General features: G+C 49.8%; 16 protein-coding genes and 1 tRNA gene. 7 read left to right on the forward strand and 10 right to left on the reverse strand.

From position 1 onward, the window contains the following. Positions 1-161: 161 nt before the first annotated feature. Genes actP through acs form a run of 3 tightly spaced genes read right to left on the reverse strand, consistent with a single transcriptional unit; the run spans position 162 to position 4,150 of the window. Positions 162-1,826 (reverse strand): cation/acetate symporter ActP, encoded by a 1,665-nt coding sequence (gene actP / locus AC0Z7K_RS11785; RefSeq protein WP_485614563.1) that lies wholly within the window; start codon positions 1,824-1,826, stop codon positions 162-164. Beyond that, positions 1,823-2,134, reverse strand: a complete 312-nt coding sequence (locus tag AC0Z7K_RS11790; RefSeq protein WP_112167947.1) for a DUF485 domain-containing protein — start codon at positions 2,132-2,134, stop codon at positions 1,823-1,825. The genes actP and AC0Z7K_RS11790 overlap by 4 nt, the downstream gene beginning before the upstream one ends. A gap of 54 nt (positions 2,135-2,188) precedes the next feature. Next, complete coding sequence (acs, locus tag AC0Z7K_RS11795; RefSeq protein WP_485614565.1) at positions 2,189-4,150, reverse strand: acetate--CoA ligase; 1,962 nt, start codon at positions 4,148-4,150, stop codon at positions 2,189-2,191. A 667-nt stretch (positions 4,151-4,817) separates the two neighbouring features. On the opposite strand from acs, the gene AC0Z7K_RS11800 reads away from it, so the two are divergent. The 5 genes from AC0Z7K_RS11800 (at position 4,818) to AC0Z7K_RS11820 (ending at position 10,115) form a co-directional block, all read left to right on the forward strand. After that, complete coding sequence (locus tag AC0Z7K_RS11800; RefSeq protein ID WP_413531427.1) at positions 4,818-5,402, forward strand: fimbrial protein; 585 nt, start codon at positions 4,818-4,820, stop codon at positions 5,400-5,402. Positions 5,403-5,497: 95 nt separating this feature from the next. Next, entirely contained in the window at positions 5,498-7,999 is a 2,502-nt protein-coding gene (locus AC0Z7K_RS11805) for a fimbria/pilus outer membrane usher protein (protein WP_485614568.1), read from the forward strand. 90 nt (positions 8,000-8,089) lie between these two features. Continuing rightward, positions 8,090-8,788 carry a fimbrial biogenesis chaperone gene (locus AC0Z7K_RS11810; protein WP_413531430.1) on the forward strand — a complete coding sequence of 233 codons (699 nt, stop codon included), beginning with the start codon at positions 8,090-8,092 and terminating at the stop codon, positions 8,786-8,788. Positions 8,789-8,844: 56 nt separating this feature from the next. Next, on the forward strand, positions 8,845-9,816 hold the full coding sequence (locus tag AC0Z7K_RS11815; RefSeq protein WP_413531425.1) for a fimbrial protein: 972 nt from the start codon (positions 8,845-8,847) through the stop codon (positions 9,814-9,816). Positions 9,817-9,842: 26 nt separating this feature from the next. Then, the gene (locus AC0Z7K_RS11820; protein WP_413531424.1) at positions 9,843-10,115 is read left to right on the forward strand and encodes a helix-turn-helix domain-containing protein; all 273 of its coding nucleotides are present in this window, start codon (positions 9,843-9,845) and stop codon (positions 10,113-10,115) included. 21 nt (positions 10,116-10,136) lie between these two features. Here AC0Z7K_RS11820 and AC0Z7K_RS11825 read toward each other — a convergent pair whose 3' ends face one another. The 7 genes from AC0Z7K_RS11825 to aspA form a co-directional block, all read right to left on the reverse strand. Beyond that, positions 10,137-10,694, reverse strand: coding sequence for a hypothetical protein (locus AC0Z7K_RS11825; RefSeq protein ID WP_485614571.1), 558 nt, complete (start codon positions 10,692-10,694; stop codon positions 10,137-10,139). Continuing rightward, complete coding sequence (locus AC0Z7K_RS11830) at positions 10,681-11,574, reverse strand: winged helix-turn-helix domain-containing protein (RefSeq protein WP_485614572.1); 894 nt, start codon at positions 11,572-11,574, stop codon at positions 10,681-10,683. The genes AC0Z7K_RS11825 and AC0Z7K_RS11830 overlap by 14 nt, the downstream gene beginning before the upstream one ends. An 802-nt stretch (positions 11,575-12,376) precedes the next feature. After that, a tRNA-Phe gene (locus AC0Z7K_RS11835) sits at positions 12,377-12,452 on the reverse strand. Positions 12,453-12,581: 129 nt separating this feature from the next. Further along, entirely contained in the window at positions 12,582-13,157 is a 576-nt protein-coding gene (dicD, locus tag AC0Z7K_RS11840; protein ID WP_413530223.1) for a division control transcriptional repressor DicD, read from the reverse strand. Positions 13,158-13,200: 43 nt separating this feature from the next. After that, positions 13,201-14,946, reverse strand: a complete 1,746-nt coding sequence (locus AC0Z7K_RS11845; RefSeq protein ID WP_485614573.1) for a protein-disulfide reductase DsbD — start codon at positions 14,944-14,946, stop codon at positions 13,201-13,203. A 205-nt stretch (positions 14,947-15,151) separates the two neighbouring features. Continuing rightward, entirely contained in the window at positions 15,152-16,453 is a 1,302-nt protein-coding gene (locus AC0Z7K_RS11850) for an anaerobic C4-dicarboxylate transporter (RefSeq protein WP_485614574.1), read from the reverse strand. 134 nt (positions 16,454-16,587) lie between these two features. Further along, entirely contained in the window at positions 16,588-18,024 is a 1,437-nt protein-coding gene (gene aspA, locus AC0Z7K_RS11855; RefSeq protein WP_413530226.1) for an aspartate ammonia-lyase, read from the reverse strand. A gap of 374 nt (positions 18,025-18,398) precedes the next feature. Between aspA and AC0Z7K_RS11860 the strand changes: the two genes are divergently transcribed. Continuing rightward, positions 18,399-18,890, forward strand: a complete 492-nt coding sequence (locus AC0Z7K_RS11860) for an FxsA family protein (RefSeq protein ID WP_112167958.1) — start codon at positions 18,399-18,401, stop codon at positions 18,888-18,890. Between the two features lie 214 nt (positions 18,891-19,104). After that, on the forward strand, positions 19,105-19,398 hold the full coding sequence (locus AC0Z7K_RS11865) for a co-chaperone GroES (protein ID WP_009636718.1): 294 nt from the start codon (positions 19,105-19,107) through the stop codon (positions 19,396-19,398). Positions 19,399-19,450 lie beyond the last annotated feature (52 nt).

A 19,450-nucleotide genomic window follows, 5' to 3' on the forward strand; every position in this document is an offset into this window, starting at 1 on the left:
AGAGGGTAATCGCGTTGTGTGCGTTTAACATATTGGTTCATCACATTTTCCTCAGTATGCGAGTTAAATGTGTCAACGTTATTTAGGACGGGTCACTACCAATAAAAAGGCCATCCGCTAGGATAGCCTTTTGCATTTCAGGTATCTGAGTGTTCAACAAATCAGTGATTAGAGCTTTGCGAAATCCCGATGCCAGTTTGCGAACGTACGAACTGTGGATAAAAGCGTTCTCTCTCCTTCTGTCCTTCAAGCGAGTGGTCGGTAATCGAGAAGAACCAGGTACCTACAAAAGCAACAATCATTGAGAAAAGTGCTGGATATTCGTACGGATAGATTGGTTTCGCATGCCACAAAATCTGCACCCAAATGGTAGGTCCCAGGATCATCAGGATCACAGCCGTCAGCAATCCGAGCCAGCCGCCAATCATTGCCCCGCGCGTCGTCAGCTTCGCCCAATACATCGACAGAATGATAATCGGGAAGTTACAACTCGCGGCAATCGAGAATGCTAAACCGACCATGAACGCAATATTCTGTTTTTCAAACAAAATACCCAACCCGATAGCCACAATTCCGAGAATGATGACCGTGACCTTTGATACGCGTAGCTCATCGCGCTCTGTAGCTTTTCCGTCTTTAATTACGCTGGCATAAAGATCGTGTGAAACAGCTGACGCACCCGCAAGTGTCAACCCAGCCACGACGGCTAAGATAGTAGCGAACGCGACGGCAGATATGAAGCCGAGGAAGAAGCTGCCTCCGACGGCATCAGCCAAATGAACTGCTGCCATATTGTTACCGCCCAGCAGGATGCCGCTTGCATCTTTGAAGGCCGGATTAGAGCCCACCAGTACTATGGCGCCAAAGCCAATAATGAAAGTCAGAATATAGAAATAACCAATGAATCCAGTGGCATAAAACACGCTTTTGCGGGCTTCTTTAGCGTCATTGACGGTGAAAAACCGCATCAGAATATGTGGCAACCCGGCAGTACCGAACATTAATGCCAGGCCGAGGGACAGTGCCGATATAGGGTCGGATACTAACCCTCCGGGACTCATTATCGCGATACCTTTAGGATGAGATGCCACAGCCTGAATGAAGAGCGTGTTGAAGTTAAAGTTGACGGATTTCATAACCATCACGGCCATAAATGTCGCGCCGGCTAATAGCAGAATAGCTTTGATTATTTGCACCCAGGTCGTGGCCAGCATGCCGCCGAACAGCACGTACATTACCATCAGGATCCCGACCAGTACGACGGCAACATGATAGTTCAGACCGAACAGCAGCTGAATCAGTTTACCCGCACCGACCATCTGGGCGATCAAATATAGTGCGACGACCACCAGCGAGCCACAGGCTGAGAGTACACGGATGGGTTTCTGTTTAAGCCGGTAAGATGCCACATCAGCAAAGGTGTACTTGCCAAGATTGCGAAGGCGCTCGGCAATCAGGAATAAAATGATTGGCCAGCCAATAAGGAAACCAATGGAGTAAATCAGGCCGTCATAACCTGACGTATAAACCAGTGCGGAGATCCCCAGGAAAGACGCGGCAGACATGAAATCCCCCGCGATAGCCATACCATTTTGCAGTCCGGTAATTTTACCACCCGCAGTGTAATAGTCCTGACGGGAGCGGGTTCGTTTAGAGGCCCAGTAAGTAATGTAAAGTGTTGCGCCAACGAACAGCACAAACATCACGATAGCTTCAATATTCAGTGGCTGACGTTTTACTTCACCGGCAATGCCTTCTGCGGCGAAGGCGCTGAAAGGGAAGGCCGTCGAAAGCATCAGAAGCAGCGAACCGCGGCGCATATTCATGGCTGCACCTCACGGATGATGTCGGCGGTGAGTCGGTCAAACTCACCATTGGCGCGGATGACATAAATACCGGTGAGAACGAATGAAATCACAATCAACCCGACACCCACCGGGATCCCGCGTGTGATCGTAGCGCCTTCATAAAGTGGGGTGCCCAGCCACTGCGGATCAAACGCAATCAGCAGGATGAAGGCGACATACATCGCCAATGTGATACCTGAAAGCAACCAGGCAAAGCGGCTACGTTTTTGCACCAATTCCCTGAAGCGCGGATTATTTACAACTCTCTGATAAATGAGATCATTCATCTCAGTGACTCCTTTGAGGCATTGATAGAGTTCACCGCGCCAGGGCGGTGAAAATTACGATGGCACTTTCATTGATTGTTTTTCTTCCAACAATTTTTCGACTACACCAGGGTCCGCCAACGTAGAGGTATCTCCCAGATTGCTTGTATCTCCGGCGGCAATTTTGCGCAGAATGCGTCGCATAATTTTGCCGGATCGGGTTTTAGGTAGTGAATCGGTCCAGTGAAGAATGTCGGGCGTCGCAATGGAACCTATCTCTTTACGCACCCAATTTCTGACTTCCGTATAGAGTTCCGGGGAAGGTTCTTCGCCGTGATTAAGTGTGATGTAGGCATAAATAGCCTGACCTTTGATGCTGTGTGGGATGCCCACTACAGCGGCCTCGGCGATTTTAGGATGTGAGACCAGTGCTGATTCAATTTCTGCGGTACCCAAACGATGGCCGGAAATATTTAGCACATCATCTACGCGACCGGTTATCCAGTAGTAACCGTCTTCATCACGACGAGCACCATCACCGCTGAAGTACATGTTTTTAAACGTAGAGAAGTAGGTCTGCTCGAAACGGTCATGATCGCCAAACAGGGTGCGCGCCTGACCCGGCCATGAATCAGTGATGACCAGATTACCTTCGCAGGCACCTTCCTGAGGTATACCTTCGTTATCGACCAGCGCAGGTTGTACGCCGAAGAAAGGACGCGTGGCTGATCCCGCTTTCAGTTCAGTCGCGCCTGGCAGCGGCGTGATCATGAAACCGCCGGTTTCGGTTTGCCACCACGTATCAACGATCGGACATTTACTGTTACCGATAGTTTTGTAGTACCACTCCCAGGCTTCAGGGTTAATCGGCTCGCCCACTGACCCCATAATTCGTAGTGATTCCCGGCTGGTGCCCTTCACGGCTTTATCCCCTTCGGCCATCAGCGCACGTATCGCGGTTGGCGCGGTATAGAGAATATTCACTTTGTGTTTATCAACAACCTGGGCCATACGTGCCGGCGTCGGATAATTTGGTACGCCTTCGAACATCAGGCTGATGGCACCACAGGCCAGCGGGCCGTAGAGTAAATAACTATGGCCGGTAACCCACCCGACGTCAGCGGTACACCAGTAGATATCACCATCGTGATAGTCGAAGGTATACTTGAAGGTCAGGGCTGCATATACCAGATAACCGCCGGTGGTGTGCAATACACCTTTCGGTTTACCGGTTGAGCCGGAGGTATAGAGGATGAACAGCGGATCTTCAGCATTCATTTCTTCTGCGGGGCAATCCGCTGATATCCCTTCTACAGCATCATGCCACCAGATATCGCGCCCTTCTTTCCATTCGCCCTGTTTACCGGTGCGTTTGAAAATGATGGAGTGAGTGACGCTGGTCACTGAAGGATTTTTCAGAGCGTCATCGACGTTTTGTTTTAGCGGAATAGTTCTGCCTGCGCGCAAGCCTTCATCCGCGGTGATCACAACTTTTGCACTGGAATCGACAATGCGTCCAGCGACAGCTTCCGGAGAGAATCCGGCAAATATTACCGAATGCACTGCGCCGATACGGGCACACGCCAGCATCGCCACGGCCGCTTCCGGTACCATCGGCATATAAATAGCCACCACATCGCCTTTCTTCACGCCCAGGCCTTTCAGCACATTGGCAAACTGACACACGTCATGGTGAAGTTGTTTGTAGGTGACATGCTGATTTTCAGCGTTCGGATCATCGCCTTCCCATATTAATGCTGTCTGGTCGCCTTTTTCTGCCAGATGACGATCCAGACAGTTGGCGGCGAGATTAAGAGTACCGTCTTCAAACCAGCGAATATCGATATTTCCGGGAGCAAAAGAGGTGTTCTTCACTTTTGTGAAAGGTTTGATCCAGTCGAGAACTTTAGCCTGCTCCCCCCAAAATGTATCCGGGTCCTCTACAGACTGTTGATAGTACTGTTGATATTTCTCAGGTGTGATCAGGGTACGTTCTGCCACAGAGGCAGGAATAGGATGCTTATAAACATGGCTCATGATTTTTCTCCTTTGATTTGTTAATCATATGTCAATCAAAGGTTAAGTGTAGTTTGCATCAGGGCTTTGTTTGGTTTTTGGGTGTCAGATCACGCAAGCAGGGATAAAGCAGCAGGATATCTGCAACATCGCTGCGGGGCATGACACATAAGTTCAGGAGAGTTAACGGAGCAAAGCATTAAACATGTTTTCCCTCAATTAACTGAACAGATGATGAAAGAAGTTTTATAACGAAAATGATCCTGAACCGAATATCCAACCTTTCGACGGGATAATATTGTTGACCTGTGGAAGGATTTTTATGATCTCTGAGGGCGAAATTGCGTCCATAAATGCGTAAAAGTTAAATTAATTTAAATAAAACGTAATCATTCGGTTAAATAAAGCTTAATTCTGCTCATAAATAGGAGTGATTTTCATTCAAGGTGTAACATTTAATATTAATAATTTTTACCTATAAGTTAATTCCCCTTCATAAAGATGAGATTTAAATATTAATAGCGGGGTAAAGTTCTTAATATTTGCATTGTGCAAATTATTATAACGTTAAAACGTAAATATCAGTATATTGATCTGGCAAGAGAGGGGTGCTCTCTTCGGTACAGCGAAAAATATCGCTTAATAGCTCATGGCTTAATAAATACCGTTAAAATCTCAAGGACAAATTATGTTTAACGCTAAGAACAAGACACTGATTATTGCTTTATCTGCCATTATTTCTGCTTCAGCCTTTGCCGAAGACGCAACCGGGACTCCTCCAACAGGTACCGATCAAGGTTCTGGCCGTATTCACTTCACCGGTACCGTTATTAACGCACCTTGTTCCATTGCTCCAGGCGATGAAGACATTAACGTCGATATGGGCCAGGTCGCGAATAAAGTACTGGAAACGGGCAATAAGTATTCTCAGAACGTTAACTACACCATTCATCTGCAAGATTGTAACCTGACCGCGCAAACTGTGGGCTCCGTTGAATATCCGGCAATGTCTAAAGTAGCGGTTTCATTTGCGGGTACACCTGACAGCAGTGCAACAGAATTGCTGGCTAACACCGGCAGCGCGAAAGGTGCGGGCATTCGTTTGATCGATGCGAACGGCGACTTACTGAAAGTGGGTGATACCTCTAAAGACATCAACCTTGTCACCGGTAACAACGAACTGGTGTTTGCGGCGCGTGTTGAATCCAATACCCAGCCTGTCTCAACCGGTACTATTGTTTCTCAGGCAACTTACGCTCTGAACTATAAGTAATCGGCTTTTTTATTAAGGGGAGTCCTCTCCCCTTTATTTTTCGGGTGCATCGGGGTTCCGTGCTGGATCTATAAAAATAAAAAAGTGGCGTAATTATGTTGTTTGTCTTGGGCGGAACGTCAGCAGTAAAGAAAATTACCACGTGGTGTATTTTCTTATTTTCAGGATGCTTTATTTCCGTCGAAAGCTTCGCTGTCGAGTTCAACGTAAACTTTATTGATTCTGCCGATCGCAATAATGTCGATCTCTCACGTTTCCAGACCGCTAATTATATCGCTCCCGGCGAATACCTTTTAGACGTGGTATTGAATGGCCGTACGCTGGGCGATCAAAGCCTCATTAAATACATCCCGACAGACGACAGTAAGAATAGTCGCCTGTGCCTGACGCCTTCTCTGGTCGATAAATTCGATCTGACCAAAGTGGCGCGCGCAAAACTCACGCTCTGGCATCAGGGTCGATGTACTTCTCTGGACCAGGAGAAAGAAGTGACTGCGCGTTACGATCAGGAAAAGCAAACGCTGAACATCAGCATTCCGCAGGCGTGGCTAACCTTTCACGATGAGAACTGGGTGCCGCCTTCCCAGTGGGATGAGGGCGTGAATGGTGCGTTGCTCGATTACAACCTGCTGGGCAGTAAGTATATGCCTCAGCAAGGCGCCAGCTCGACCAGCCTCAGCAGCTATGGAACGACCGGGTTCAATCTTGGGCCGTGGCGTGCACGTGCGGATTATCAGTATTCCGCCGCCCGGACGTCAGGCAGCCCTTCAAACGATAAATTTACCTGGACGCAAACCTATCTGTTTCGTGCATTGCCCTCAATCGGCGCGCGTCTGACAGGCGGCCAGACGTATTTCAACTCCGATATCTTTGATTCATTTCGTTTTGTCGGTGTGTCAGTCAACAGCGATCAGCGGATGCTGCCACCGTCTCTGCGCGGTTATGCGCCGCAAGTAACCGGGATTGCGAAAACCAACGCCAAAGTGAGCATCAGTCAAAACGGCCGGGTGATTTATCAGACTAACGTCTCGCCGGGACCATTTGTGGTTCAGGATCTGACCGAAGCCGTGCAGGGCGCATTGGACGTTAAGATCGAAGAAGAAAACGGCAGCGTGACGACATATCAGGTCACCACCGCCACGATTCCCTTCCTGACCCGTAAAGGGCAGGTGCGTTTTAAGACCGCGATGGGCAAGCCGACAACCGGCAGTAACAACCGTGTTTTACAGCCGGGTTTTTACAGCGGGGAAATGTCCTGGGGGGCGATGAATGACTTCTCGCTCTATGGCGGGCTGATTTCCACTACCGGTAACTATCAGGCGCAGGCGTTGGGCGTTGGTCAAAATCTGCAAAAACTGGGTGCGGTCTCTTTCGACGTAACGCGTTCATCAGCCACGGTGCCGGTGGCGGGTAAACAGACGGGTTTCAGCTACCGAGCCAACTATTCCAAGCGGTTTGAATCCACGGGCAGCCAGATCACTTTTGCCGGTTATCGTTTCACGGAAAAAACCTTCATGTCGTTCAGTCAGTATCTCGACAAGGTCAACGGCGACGGTTATTCCCGTGACGATAAACAAACCTACACCGTGACGGCTAACCAGTATCTGCCATGGCCGGCGATCACCCTCTATCTGTCGGCCACGCATAAGGTCTACTGGAATGAGAACCCGAGCAACAACTACAGCGTGTCAGTGAGCAAGATTTTCGACATTGGGACGTTTACCGGCATCTCCGGCACCTTTTCCGCCAGCAAGCTCAAGTACCGGGATACGGATGAAAACCAGATGTTCCTGTCGTTCAGCCTGCCGCTGTCGTCAGGGCAACAAATCAGTTACGACGCACAGAAGGATTCGCAGGGTGGCTTCTCGCAAACCGCTTCCTATTACAACAGCCAGGATCCTAATAACAGCTGGCGCGTCGGTGCGGGTGGCAGCAGCCCTGACCTGCAAAAAGGCGACGGCATTTTCCGCGCAAACTATCAACACATGTCGCCGTACGGGCAATTTGGCGCGAATGGCAGCGTGAAAAACAACGATTACCGTTCTGTAAGTGCCAACTGGTATGGCTCGCTGACGGCGACGGCCGCAGGTGCGGCTTTACATCAAAGCAGCGCAGGCAGTGAACCACGAATGATGATCTCTACCGGTGTGAAAGGTATTCCGATAAGCGACGGCGCATCAGTCACTAACGATTACGGGATTGCGGTGGTAAATGGCGTCTCAAGCTATCAGACATCGGATATCCGCGTAGACGTCAACCATTTGCCGGATGACGTAGAAGTCTACAGCTCGGTGGTCAGCAAGACGCTCACCGAAGGGGCGATAGGTTTTCGCAAAATACGCGCGATTAAAGGCGAGCGTTTGATGGCGGTGATCCGTCTGGCCGATGGCAGTTATCCACCACTAGGGGCTTCTGTTACCGACAACAGTTCCGGCTTTGAAGCGGGGCTTATCGGCGACGGCGGGCTAGCCTACCTGGCCGGTGTGTCTGGCGAGAAATCACTGACTGTAAGGTGGGGAGACGAAAACCAGTGCCGTATTCAGGTGCCGTCATCGCCTGCCAGCCAAAGTGGCCAGATGTTATTACCTTGTACATAAGCGTACAGACAACAGCATGAAATCAGATCCAATCAGGAAAGGAATGACCGGATGAACAACCCGATATTACGACTCAGTGGCGCATTACTCATGATTGCCGGAATGATCCAACCGGTGCTCGCTGCCGTGAACCTTGACCGGACGCGCATCATTTACAACGCCAGTGATAAATCTGTCAGCGTGATGTTGGAAAACCAAAGCAAGGATTTGCCGTATCTGGCGCAGGTTTGGCTGGAGAATGCGCAGGGCGAAAAAATCACTTCTCCACTGGTCGCGTTGCCACCGATGCAACGTATTGATGCTGGTCAGAAAAGCCAGATCCGTATCCTACAACTGCCGGAAACTGCCGCGTTGCCCAAAGACCGTGAGTCTCTGTTTTATTTCAATGTGCGTGAAGTGCCACCAAAGAGCGACATGGCGAACGTCATGCAGGTGGCGATTCAAAGCCGGGTGAAGCTGTTCTTCCGACCTGCAGAATTACGCAAGTTGGTAAAGGGGAACTGGCAGGAGCAACTCCAGGTAAGCCGCCTGAGTGACGGGCTAAAACTCACCAATCCGACTCCGTTTTACATCACGGTGGGTTATCTGGGGAAAGACAATAAAGGTAACGTACCGGGCTTTGACAGCGTCATGCTCGCACCCTTTGACACACAATCGCTTACCGGCAGCCAATATGTCAGCACGGCCTATAGCCTGGGTTACATGGACGATTACGGCGGCTTACAGATCAATCAATACACATGTTCCGCGGTGCAATGTCAGCGCATCAGCAAGGATGCCCTTAAATAATACCAGCGCGAACTCTTTGTATATAAAACGGTTTATCTGAAAGGTAGGGAATGGTTATGCCTGAAGTTTTTAAAGCAACGTGGTGGCGGACGATAATGTTTAGCCTGCTATTCCTATTTTCCCGCGGCGCGCTGGCGCTGGACTGCGTGGAGAAAGGCACAGGCATTGTGGATAAACCGGCCATTCCGGTGGGGCAGCTGGCGATCCCGGCAAATGTGCCAGTGGGAACCAAAGTCTGGGAATCGAACGATATCAACGTCACAGCGTACTGCGATAACGTGCTCGGCTCGATCGTAGACGTTGTGCATTTCTACTTCAACCCGAAGTCCCAGTCGATTGGAGAGGGATTGCTGCTGGGCGTCAGCTATAACGGGCAGGATCTCGAGCAGAACGAACAACGACTTAGCACTAACAGTACACCGATCCGAAGAGGGCAGAATGTTACTGTCAATGTAACCTTCCGTCTGTATATCAAGGTCAGCGGCAACGCCCCTTCCAGCGGGCACTATCAGGGCGCGGATCAGTTCACGGTCTTCCAGCTCGACGGCAGCAGAGGGATAAACAAATCACCTGGGGCGAAAAACCTTAAATACAACCTGTCGGGATTACAGGGGATCCGCTTTCTGGCCTGCGGCTCGGATTTAAAAGTGTATCCGGAATCGCAGATTGTTGATTTTGGCGCAATTCAAAGCACCACACTTTCACGTTCTTCGGGCATTTCGCTGCCTTTCGCTATCAAGGCGGTTAAACAGGGATGTCTGGACAACTTCTCGTTGCAGGCCGAATTCTCGACGGCCAGCCCGTTACTCGATAACACTGCTATCGATTTGGCGAACGGCACGAAACTGATGCTTTATAACGATAAAGATCAGGCGATTACCTTTAATCGCTATGACAACTTTGCTGAGCTAAATAACGTCAATGAAGTCACCAAAAATTTCACTGCCAAACTCAGCGCAATACCGGGGAAAACACTTTCACTTGGACAGTTTGATGCGTCAGTGATCGTCAAGATCAATTACTACTGACCCCATTTCAGAACAGGGAGAACGACATGCTAAGAACGGCTAAATTACGCGCTCAGGCGCTGGAAGAACCGATTTATTCCGCGCAGGCGCCCGAACTCATCGCCGAAACGCAAATTCATGCCATGTTGCAGACTATCCGGGAGGATGCTGGACTGAGTAAAACCGAGCTGGCCAGACGGCTTGGAGTGACGCCTCCGGCGATCACTCGCCTTGAGAAGCGCCCGGCTCATGCCAGTTTTAATACGCTGGCCCGCTATGCGCAGGCCTGCGGTTTTGATCTCTATCTGTACTACAAATAACCAGTACGCAAGGATGCGATTTCAGATCTCACTTTTGAACACACACATCATAATCGGAGACTGATTACTCTCAATTAACATGGTGTTTTCATCATATTTTTTGAGGACCAGCGTGTCCGTATGGCCAGTCAGAAAAAAACTGTTCATCAATAACAGAGATGACATCTTCCAGTCCATAGTGTCTAAGCTGTCGATGTTAATTTGAGTACTGGTAAGGGAATAGGTATCTGTTGATTTACTCTCACGCACATAATCAAAATAGACGTTCCGCAGTATGGTTTTTCGTTCAATGATCTTACCTGCGTTGTCATATAAATACCCCGTTCCGCTAAGAGAAATAAGGATCTTATTATTATCGAGGAAGCTGAAATAAAGCGAGCTTGTCAGTCTGGCTCTCTCATTATCGTAACTCGGTTCTACAATAATATTTCCTCTGCATGACGTATTGACAGGGAAGGCAAGCTTATTGTTTTTTACTGACGTCCCGTATAAGTTTGCTGCCAGCAACGTCACTGCCATTAATAGTATCAATGAGGTGCTTTTCAGGCCGGGTGATGGCCATGTTTTAAAACTTATCATGCGTTGTCCTGTCATTGGCATAATAACTTATGCAAATGTTGATTTTGTGAGAGTCATTCGTGCTGCATTGCGCCATAAAATCACGCACCGAACCGGTATTAATTGGCGTGGTGAATTGCTCACTTTGAAATACAAATATATTCCCCGGTGTACACGTCATGTTATTTTTCAGGATGAAATTCTGAGCCAGCTGTATAAAATCCTGTTTTCTTGAGTTCGACACTGGCGCAGTTGAATACAAGTCGCAGCCGCCGATCTTACTGACCTGCAGTCTGGCTTTAGGATCAGTCAGCACGCCGTGCAGCGTATGTAGCCCCCAGACAGCAAAAGATAACAGAAAAAATGTCGTGAAAATAAAAGGATACTTATAGTGAGTTTTTTCGGTGACAGTAAATGCCTCGCTCTGCTCTACAGGTTCACACAGAGCTGCGGGCGCTGCCTGCGGTTCGGTGTGAGGGAGGTCAGCCGGCATGATTTCCGGTAACGCGTTCGTTTCTTCCGCAAGCGGTTCAGTTTTTTCCTGAGTAATGTTCAACTCGAACTGTGCCGTAATTTCCGTTTCTTTCTTAATGATAAAACCGACTTTAGGCACAGTGATGATGAATTCGCCGGTATAACCCAGTGTTGAAACCACTTTGCGTAATTTACTGATGCAATGATTAAGGTTGTTATTACTGGCTGTCAACCCATAATCATCCCATACTTTTTTAAAGAATGTTTCACGTTGCACAACGGTGCCATGCTGCTCAATGAGCAATGATAATATTCTCCGCGCAGGATTAGATACCGTGATCTTACTTTCGGTGTCGTCCGGTAATGAAAGTGAGTTATCCTCCGGATTAAAGACTATTTGATTTTCAATCAGATAAATCATTTGCATCCCTATCTCCCTGTCTCGAATATCCTGAGTTTTCACTGCATCAGGTAATTACGTTCAATTGCGTTGGCGATATTTTACCTTTATATACCAAAAATACGGACAATCAGTATAAATCGTTCTATTTATAAAATAGAGTTTGTAAGAAAATAGTTTACACGTGACCTTACCGAAATCTTCACTTTTTGGCATATTTTCTGGCAAATTTCAGTGATGAAAAACGATTTAAATTATGTACGGAATTTTAGTAGTGAGTGAATTATCAGGATTCTGGGCAGGTACTGGCGCATTAATTTCATCGAACTGATACGGGAGTACGGCTTCTGTTGTTGCAGCCATGGTCAACGTCTCCCAACCTTGAGCACGCTTTCAGCACCGACGCTTTTTGCTTCAGAAACAGCTTTCTTCCGGAGAAACGTCGGCAGGCATCCAGGGTTATCAGCGAGGGCATTTTACATCCTATAAATTTGCGGAATGTTCAAGCTGCAATGTATCAGTTCAAATGTAGGTTTAATATGGCTTTATGGGATAAGTCTGAGCGATTAATGCGGTTGCGAAAGGGGGATTTGAACGTGCGGAATTGCGAAGAAAATTTTGTTAATATCAGAAAGCAAAAAACCAGCCCTTAGGCTGGTTTCTCTAAATAGGGTGCCCGGACTCGGACTAACGCCGCAGGCGTTTGAACAACGGATTTGCCGTTGGCCCGCAGGGCGAGCCTGCTAAGGCGAGTCATCGAACGGAGTTCGATGGAGAGTCCGTACCACAGAAAGCAAAAAACCAGCCCTTAGGCTGGTTTCTTTAAATATGGTGCCCGGACTCGGAATCGAACCAAGGACACAGGGATTTTCAATCCCTTGCTCTACCGACTGAGCTATCCGGGCAACGGGGCGCATTAAACCGTATTGGGCCTAAGCCGTCAACGGCTTTGTCACTTAAAACACATAAAACACGTTTGTTTGCTGGCTTTTCATTCAAAAACGATCAAATTTCCTGTCCGACGGTTCAGAAAGTCAGGAAAGCGCGCCGTGTTCACGACAGCGTGCAACATTCAAGACGTCTTCGGCCAGCCGGCGTGCAACTTCTACGTCGTTCAGTTGGCGTTTGACGAGTAGTCTGCTCAGGCAACCTTCAAGGATCAGCTCCATTTGCTGTGCCACCATCTCGGCGTCATCAGAACCCATTTCTTGCAGGAGTGCCAGCGTGTACTCAAAAGATGCCAGTTTTTGCTGTTGTGCCAACTGATGGATTGGCATATCAGGGTCTGGGAAAAACGTGCAGGCTGCGATAAACAGGCAGCCCGGATAGCGTTGCTGACGAACCTGCTCATCCAACACCTTATAGCGTGCCAGCAATTTCTGCGGTGCGCTCAGGGAGTCATCCAGCATCAGCTGACGACGCCAGACATCAATTTGTTCGCCGTGATAACGCAGACTGTCATACAGCAGCGCTTCCGCATCCGGCCAGAAACGCCGCAACTCATTCAGCGGAACATCAACGCGTTCGGCGACGTATTCCAGTGACATGGTTGCAAGGCCACGTTGTTCCAGGATATTTAAGGTTTGATCAAGAACTTGTTCACGTAGCACGTTTGTCTCCTCACAATTCGCATAACTCAAAAACCAGTGTCGTTTAATGACGGGCTTTCTGCAAATGCGCGTTGAATTCGGCTGCATCCATAAATCCGGTCACCCGCGACTGTGGTAATTCACTGCCATCAGGGCCGAAGAAGATAATCGTCGGCAAACCCAGGACTTCAAGGCGCTTTAACAACGCCTTTTGCTCCGGCGAATTTTTGGTGACATCCGCCTGAAGCAGCAGTGTATTGGCCAGCTCATTTTGCACCTCTGGCGCAGAGAAGGTGTATTTCTCGAACTCTTTACAGGCCACGCACCAGTCGGCGTAAAGATCCAGCATGACGCGTTTGCCCTGAGCGCCTGCAAGTGCGACGTTCAGGTCATCGACGTTGTGAATTTTCTGAAAGCTGAGTGCATGCTTTGCAGCGGTGGTGCTGTTTGTTGGCGCAAATGCCCAGTCCTGCAAGGGACGGCTGACGACCAGCGCCGCCGCGAAGAGAATCAGCTGTAAAATGCGGATCACACCGTGCTGACTTTTCAGGCTTAGCAACAAAGCCCAGCCGAAGAACGCGATACCCAGCAGACTCCACAAACGCAGTCCCCAGACATCGCCAGTGACGCGCTCCAGCAGGAACACGGGCAACGCCAGGATGACAAAGCCAAACCCTTCTTTGACGTAGTTCATCCACGGACCGCTGCGCGGCAGCAGCTTGTTGCCGAACATCGTCACGATAATCAGCGGAATACCCATACCCAGCGCATACAGATACAGCGTCCCGGCACCTGCCAGCAGGTTACCGCTCTGGGCAATGTAAAGCAGGATGGCGCTCAGCGGTGCTGTGGTGCAGGGCGAACAAATCAGCCCGGCCAGCGCGCCCATAATAAAGACGCCCGGGAGCGATCCGCCTTTTTGTTCATTACTCCATAATGCGAGACGGGTCTGAACGGAAGAGGGGAGCTGCAGGCTGAAGGCGCCAAACATCGACAGCGCCAGAGCGAAGAACATCACCGACAGCACGATCAGCACCCAGGGGCTTTGTAGCGCTGCCTGAAATTGCAAACCGGCGGCCGCCACGATCATACCGAGAATAGTGTAGGTCAGCGCCATTCCCTGCACGTACACCAGCGACAGCAGGAAAATTCTCCTCATGCTGTGCGGTCGCTGACGTCCAAGAATGATGCCGGAAATCAGTGGGTACATTGGCAATACGCAGGGGGTAAACGCAATGCCGATACCGATCAGTAAGGCCCACAGCGGTGAAAAGGGCAGAGGTGTAGTCTGCGGTGCGGGTGTGGCTTCGACAGGAGCAACCTGTAAATGCGCAGGATCGGCTACCGGCGGACTGGCCGGTTGCGCATCTGTTACCGCAGAGAGTGGCACTTCGCGGGTTTCCGGTGGATAACAGAATCCGGCAGCGGCGCAGCCCTGATAGGTGACGCGGACCGTGGCATCCTGGCTTGCCTGGCGTAAAGGAACAGTGATACGCAGGGAATTTTCGTAGACTTCGCTGTCGCCGAAGAACTCATCGTGATGTTCGCGGCCTTTTGGCAGGAAGAATGCCGCCAGTTCAGCGTTCTTAGGGTCGAGCTCGATTTTGCTGCGATAAAGATAATAGCCGTCGCGGATCTGCCAGTTCAGTTTGAGATCATGTCCCTGCTGCTGGAAATCAAAGCTGAACGCCTGATCGACAGGGACAAACTGCGGCGCAGCGGGTTGGCTAAAGAGCGATGCCTGAGTTTGCAGCGGCAACAGGCACAAGCTGAACAGCAGGAAGAAAATACGAAGAATTCGGTGATCCATGCAGAGTTTACTTCTCTTTGTCGCGGCGAAGGCAGACGGCCGCTGAATGATTCGACAGAAGATGCGCACGGCTTCATGCCGTAACGCGTTAAGGAATTGAGAGTATACCCTGCGTAATCGTTGCACAGAAAGTCTTGCGGGACTTTTACAAAAGTCATTAAAGGAGAAGGCTGATATCACGGGGGCCGCAGCCCCCGTAAAAATGTCAGAGAATGAAACTGCCCAGACCGAAGGCAAACAGAACTGACAGGAAAACGCCGACGGTGCCGGGAATAAAGAACGGATGGTTGAACACGAATCGCCCGATGCGGGTCGTACCGGTATCATCCATCTGAACCGCGGCGACCAGCGTCGGGTAGGTCGGCAGAATGAACAGGCCTGAGACGGCAGCAAATGAACCCACGGCAGTCAGCGGAGAAACGCTCAGCGCCAGCGCCATCGGCAAGAGGGCTTTAGTCGTCGCCGCCTGGGAATACAGCAGTGCGGAACTGAAGAAGAAAATCACCGCCAGCAACCACGGGTGCGACTGAATAATGCTGCCCGCTGTTTCTTTAATCCAGCCGATATTGGCCTGCACGAAGGTATCGCCTAACCACGCCACGCCGAGGATACAAATACAGGCGCTCATGCCCGCTTTGAACGTACCGGAAGTCAAAATCGAATCCGTATCAACGCGGCAAAGCAGGGTAATTAACGTCGCCACGCTGAGCATGATAATGAGGATCGCACTGGTGGTCGTCATCAGCGGCGTAGCCACCAGCCCGAGGCTCGGACTGTTGATCACCGCATACCCGACCACCGATAACACGCCGAGCAGGAATAAGAGCACGGAGAGTTTGGCGCGCGGTTTGATGTCGATAACGGTATCGCCACGCAGCGCCACCAGACCTTCTTCGTAACGTTTCAGATAGACCGGATCGTTAGAGAGTTTGGAATCAAAGCACCAGGTCACCATCAGTGACATCACAATAACGGCTGCCAATGTGGAAGGGATCATCACCATCAGCAGATGCAGATAGCTGACGCCGTGATCTTCCATTACCGATGACATATACACCACTGCTGCCGAAATCGGCGACGCCGTAATAGCAATTTGCGCTGCGACCACGGCGGTTGATAACGGACGGCAGGGCTTGATGCCTTGTTCCTTGGCAACTTCAGAAATCACCGGTAGTGCCGACAATGAAATGTTGCCCGTACCTGCGAGGATAGTCAGGAAGTAAGTCACTATGGGCGCGAGAATAGTGATGTGCTTCGGATTACGCCGCAGCAGTTTTTCGGTTTGCTGGACCAGATAATCCATCCCGCCGGCGACCTGCATGGTCGAGATCGCGGCGATCACAGCCATAATGATAGAGATGACGTCGAAAGGAATCGACCCCGGTTTCACGCCGATTATGGCGAGTACCAGTACCCCCAATCCCCCTGCGAAGCCAATCCCGATACCGCCTAAGCGCGCGCCGAGAAAGATCGCTAACAATACGATAATAAGTTCGATGATTAACATGGTTGTCTGTCCATTTCCCAGTACTCCTTAAGGAATTGATAATTATTTGTTATGTAATTGTTGTGTCGTGCAAAGTAAAAAGGCCCGCTGTTCCGCAGAACAACGAGCCTTTAAAAGGTCAGTAATGGAGTCTGTTACTGTTCATTTTCATCCGTGTAGCGTTTTGCTTTATAGGCCGGGTGCTTAAGATTCTCGATAGAGAAAATATCGTCGAGCTCTGCTTCTGTCAGCAGGCCACGCTCGAGCACCACTTCCCTGACACTCTTGCCGGTTTCAGCACAAATCTTACCGACGATATCGCCATTGTGGTGGCCGATAAACGGATTGAGATAGGTGACGATACCGATAGAGTTGAATACGTAAAATTCACACACTTCTTTATTTGCGGTAATTCCGTTGATGCATTTTTCCAACAGATTGTAACAGGCGTTTGTCAGGATATGAACTGACTCGAACATTGCCTGGCCGATAACCGGCTCCATCACGTTCAGCTGAAGCTGACCGGCTTCTGCCGCCATCGTCACGCACACATCGTTACCAATTACTTTGAAGCATACCTGATTCACTACTTCCGGGATGACCGGATTGACCTTGGCGGGCATGATTGAAGAACCGGCCTGCAACTCTGGCAGGTTGATTTCGTTCAGGCCAGCGCGCGGGCCGGAAGAGAGCAGGCGCAGGTCGTTACAAATTTTGGAAAGCTTCACCGCCAGACGTTTCAGCGAGCTATGAACCATAACGTAAGCGCCACAGTCAGAGGTCGCTTCGATCAGATCTTCGGCCGGAACGCACGGCAGATTACTGACTTCCGCCAGCTTTTCCACCGCCAGTTGCTGATAACCTTCCGGCGTATTCAGACGGGTACCGATCGCCGTCGCGCCGAGGTTCACTTCCAGCAGCAGTTCGCCGGTGCGGATCAAGTTACGGGTTTCTTCCTTGAGCAGCACGTTGAACGCGTGGAATTCCTGACCGAGGGTCATCGGGACCGCATCCTGCAACTGCGTACGGCCCATCTTGATGATGTTCTCGAATTCTTTGGCTTTACGCTCGAAGCCGTCGCCCAACTGGGAAATGGCATCGACCAGTTTCAGCAGTGAGGCGTACACGGCGATACGAAAACCGGTCGGATAGGCGTCATTGGTTGACTGGCATTTATTGAGGTGATCGTTTGGATTGAGGAACTGATAATCGCCTTTCTGGTGTCCCATCAGTTCGAGACCGATGTTCGCCAGCACTTCATTCGTGTTCATATTTACCGAGGTTCCCGCGCCGCCCTGATAGACGTCGATAGGGAACTGGTCCATGCACTTACCTTTATCAAGCACTTCGTCACACGCCTGAATGATAATATCAGCAATATGGCGTGGGATTGTGCGCAGCTCTTTGTTGGCCAAAGCCGCCGCTTTTTTCACCATCACCATGCCACGGACAAATTCAGGAACATCGCTGATCTTGGTGTTGCTGATATAGAAGTTTTCAATCGCCCGCAGGGTATGAATGCCGTAATAAGCGTCTGCTGGTACTTCGCGCGTGCCCAGCAGGTCTTCCTCGATACGAATGGTGTTTGACATGAGAACCTTCTCTTCGGTACTAAACGCGTTATGCGATGTTTAAAATTATGTTACTTACCGTGGTAAATTTAAAACGATCAACCATCGTTTGGACAACGAAGGCGATCATATGCTGCTTGCAACGAATTGCACGTATTAAGATCACTATCCTGCCCTATTGTTGTGCATGTATTTTGGTATCTGTGAGAATTCTCACAAATCATTTATCTGCTCAATTAAATCAGGACGGGTGCTTGAAATCATTGGGATGTAGCACCATCTCATTGTAGTCAGCCTGCGTGCCTTTGATGGCAGAGATCTTGAGCGGGCCCTCATTCATGGTGGCGGAATTTCCTCAGACAGGATTTCCGAAACCTTATTACAAGGAGAATACGGTGCGCTGGTTACCGTTATTACTGTTATTTTTACTGGCCTACATTGAAATCACCTTATTTATCAAGGTGGCGGCAGTGGTTGGCGTTGCGACAACATTGTTGCTGGTCGTGTTCACTTCCTGCGTCGGCGTGTCTTTGGTGAAAAATCAGGGCATGAAGACCTTTATGCAGTTACAAGAAAAACTGGCGCTGGGTGAGAGCCCTGCGGCGGAAATGGTGAAAAGCGTTTCACTGGTGATGGCCGGTTTCCTGCTTCTGGTGCCGGGCTTCTTTACCGATTTCCTCGGATTGCTGCTTTTGCTGCCGCCTGTCCAGAAACGCCTGACGCTCAAACTGATGCCTCACCTCAATATCGTCCGCTCCGGCGGCAACTGGGGTAACAGTGCACCGACCGGCAATACCTTTGACGGCGAGTTCAAGCGCACCGATGAAACCCAGGAACGTCTGGTTTCTCTGAAAAAAGATGACGACACAGAGCACCGCGATCGCTAATCTCTGTGCCCTTGATTGTTAAAAAATTGTTGGGAAGACCGTTTTGCGCCAGTTTGAAAGGCGTAAATGTGAAGGAAAAAACGAAAATTTTTTCTGTGCTTCCCCTTGAAGGGCGATGTATCGCCCCCATTAAACAAACCACGAGGCCGGGCAGCATACTGTCAGGCATTCAACCCTAAAAATAGATATGGATCCGCTCACAGGAGAGTTATCAATGAAAATTCGTCCATTGCATGACCGCGTTATCGTCAAGCGTAAAGAAGTAGAATCTAAATCCGCTGGCGGCATCGTTTTGACTGGCTCAGCTGCAGGTAAATCTACCCGTGGTGAAATCCTGGCTGTCGGCCATGGTCGCATTCTGGAAAACGGTGAAGTGAAAGCGCTGGACGTGAAAGTTGGCGACATCGTCATTTTCAACGACGGCTACGGCGTGAAAGCTGAGAAAATCGACAATGAAGAAGTGTTGATTATGTCCGAGAGCGACATCCTGGCAATCGTAGAAGCCTGATCCTCCTCCGACCCACTTTTTTCTGAACTGAACGAATTGAAGGGAAATTAAC

Source organism: Rahnella sp. 1L-D-7-B-C2 (genome assembly GCF_057290995.1).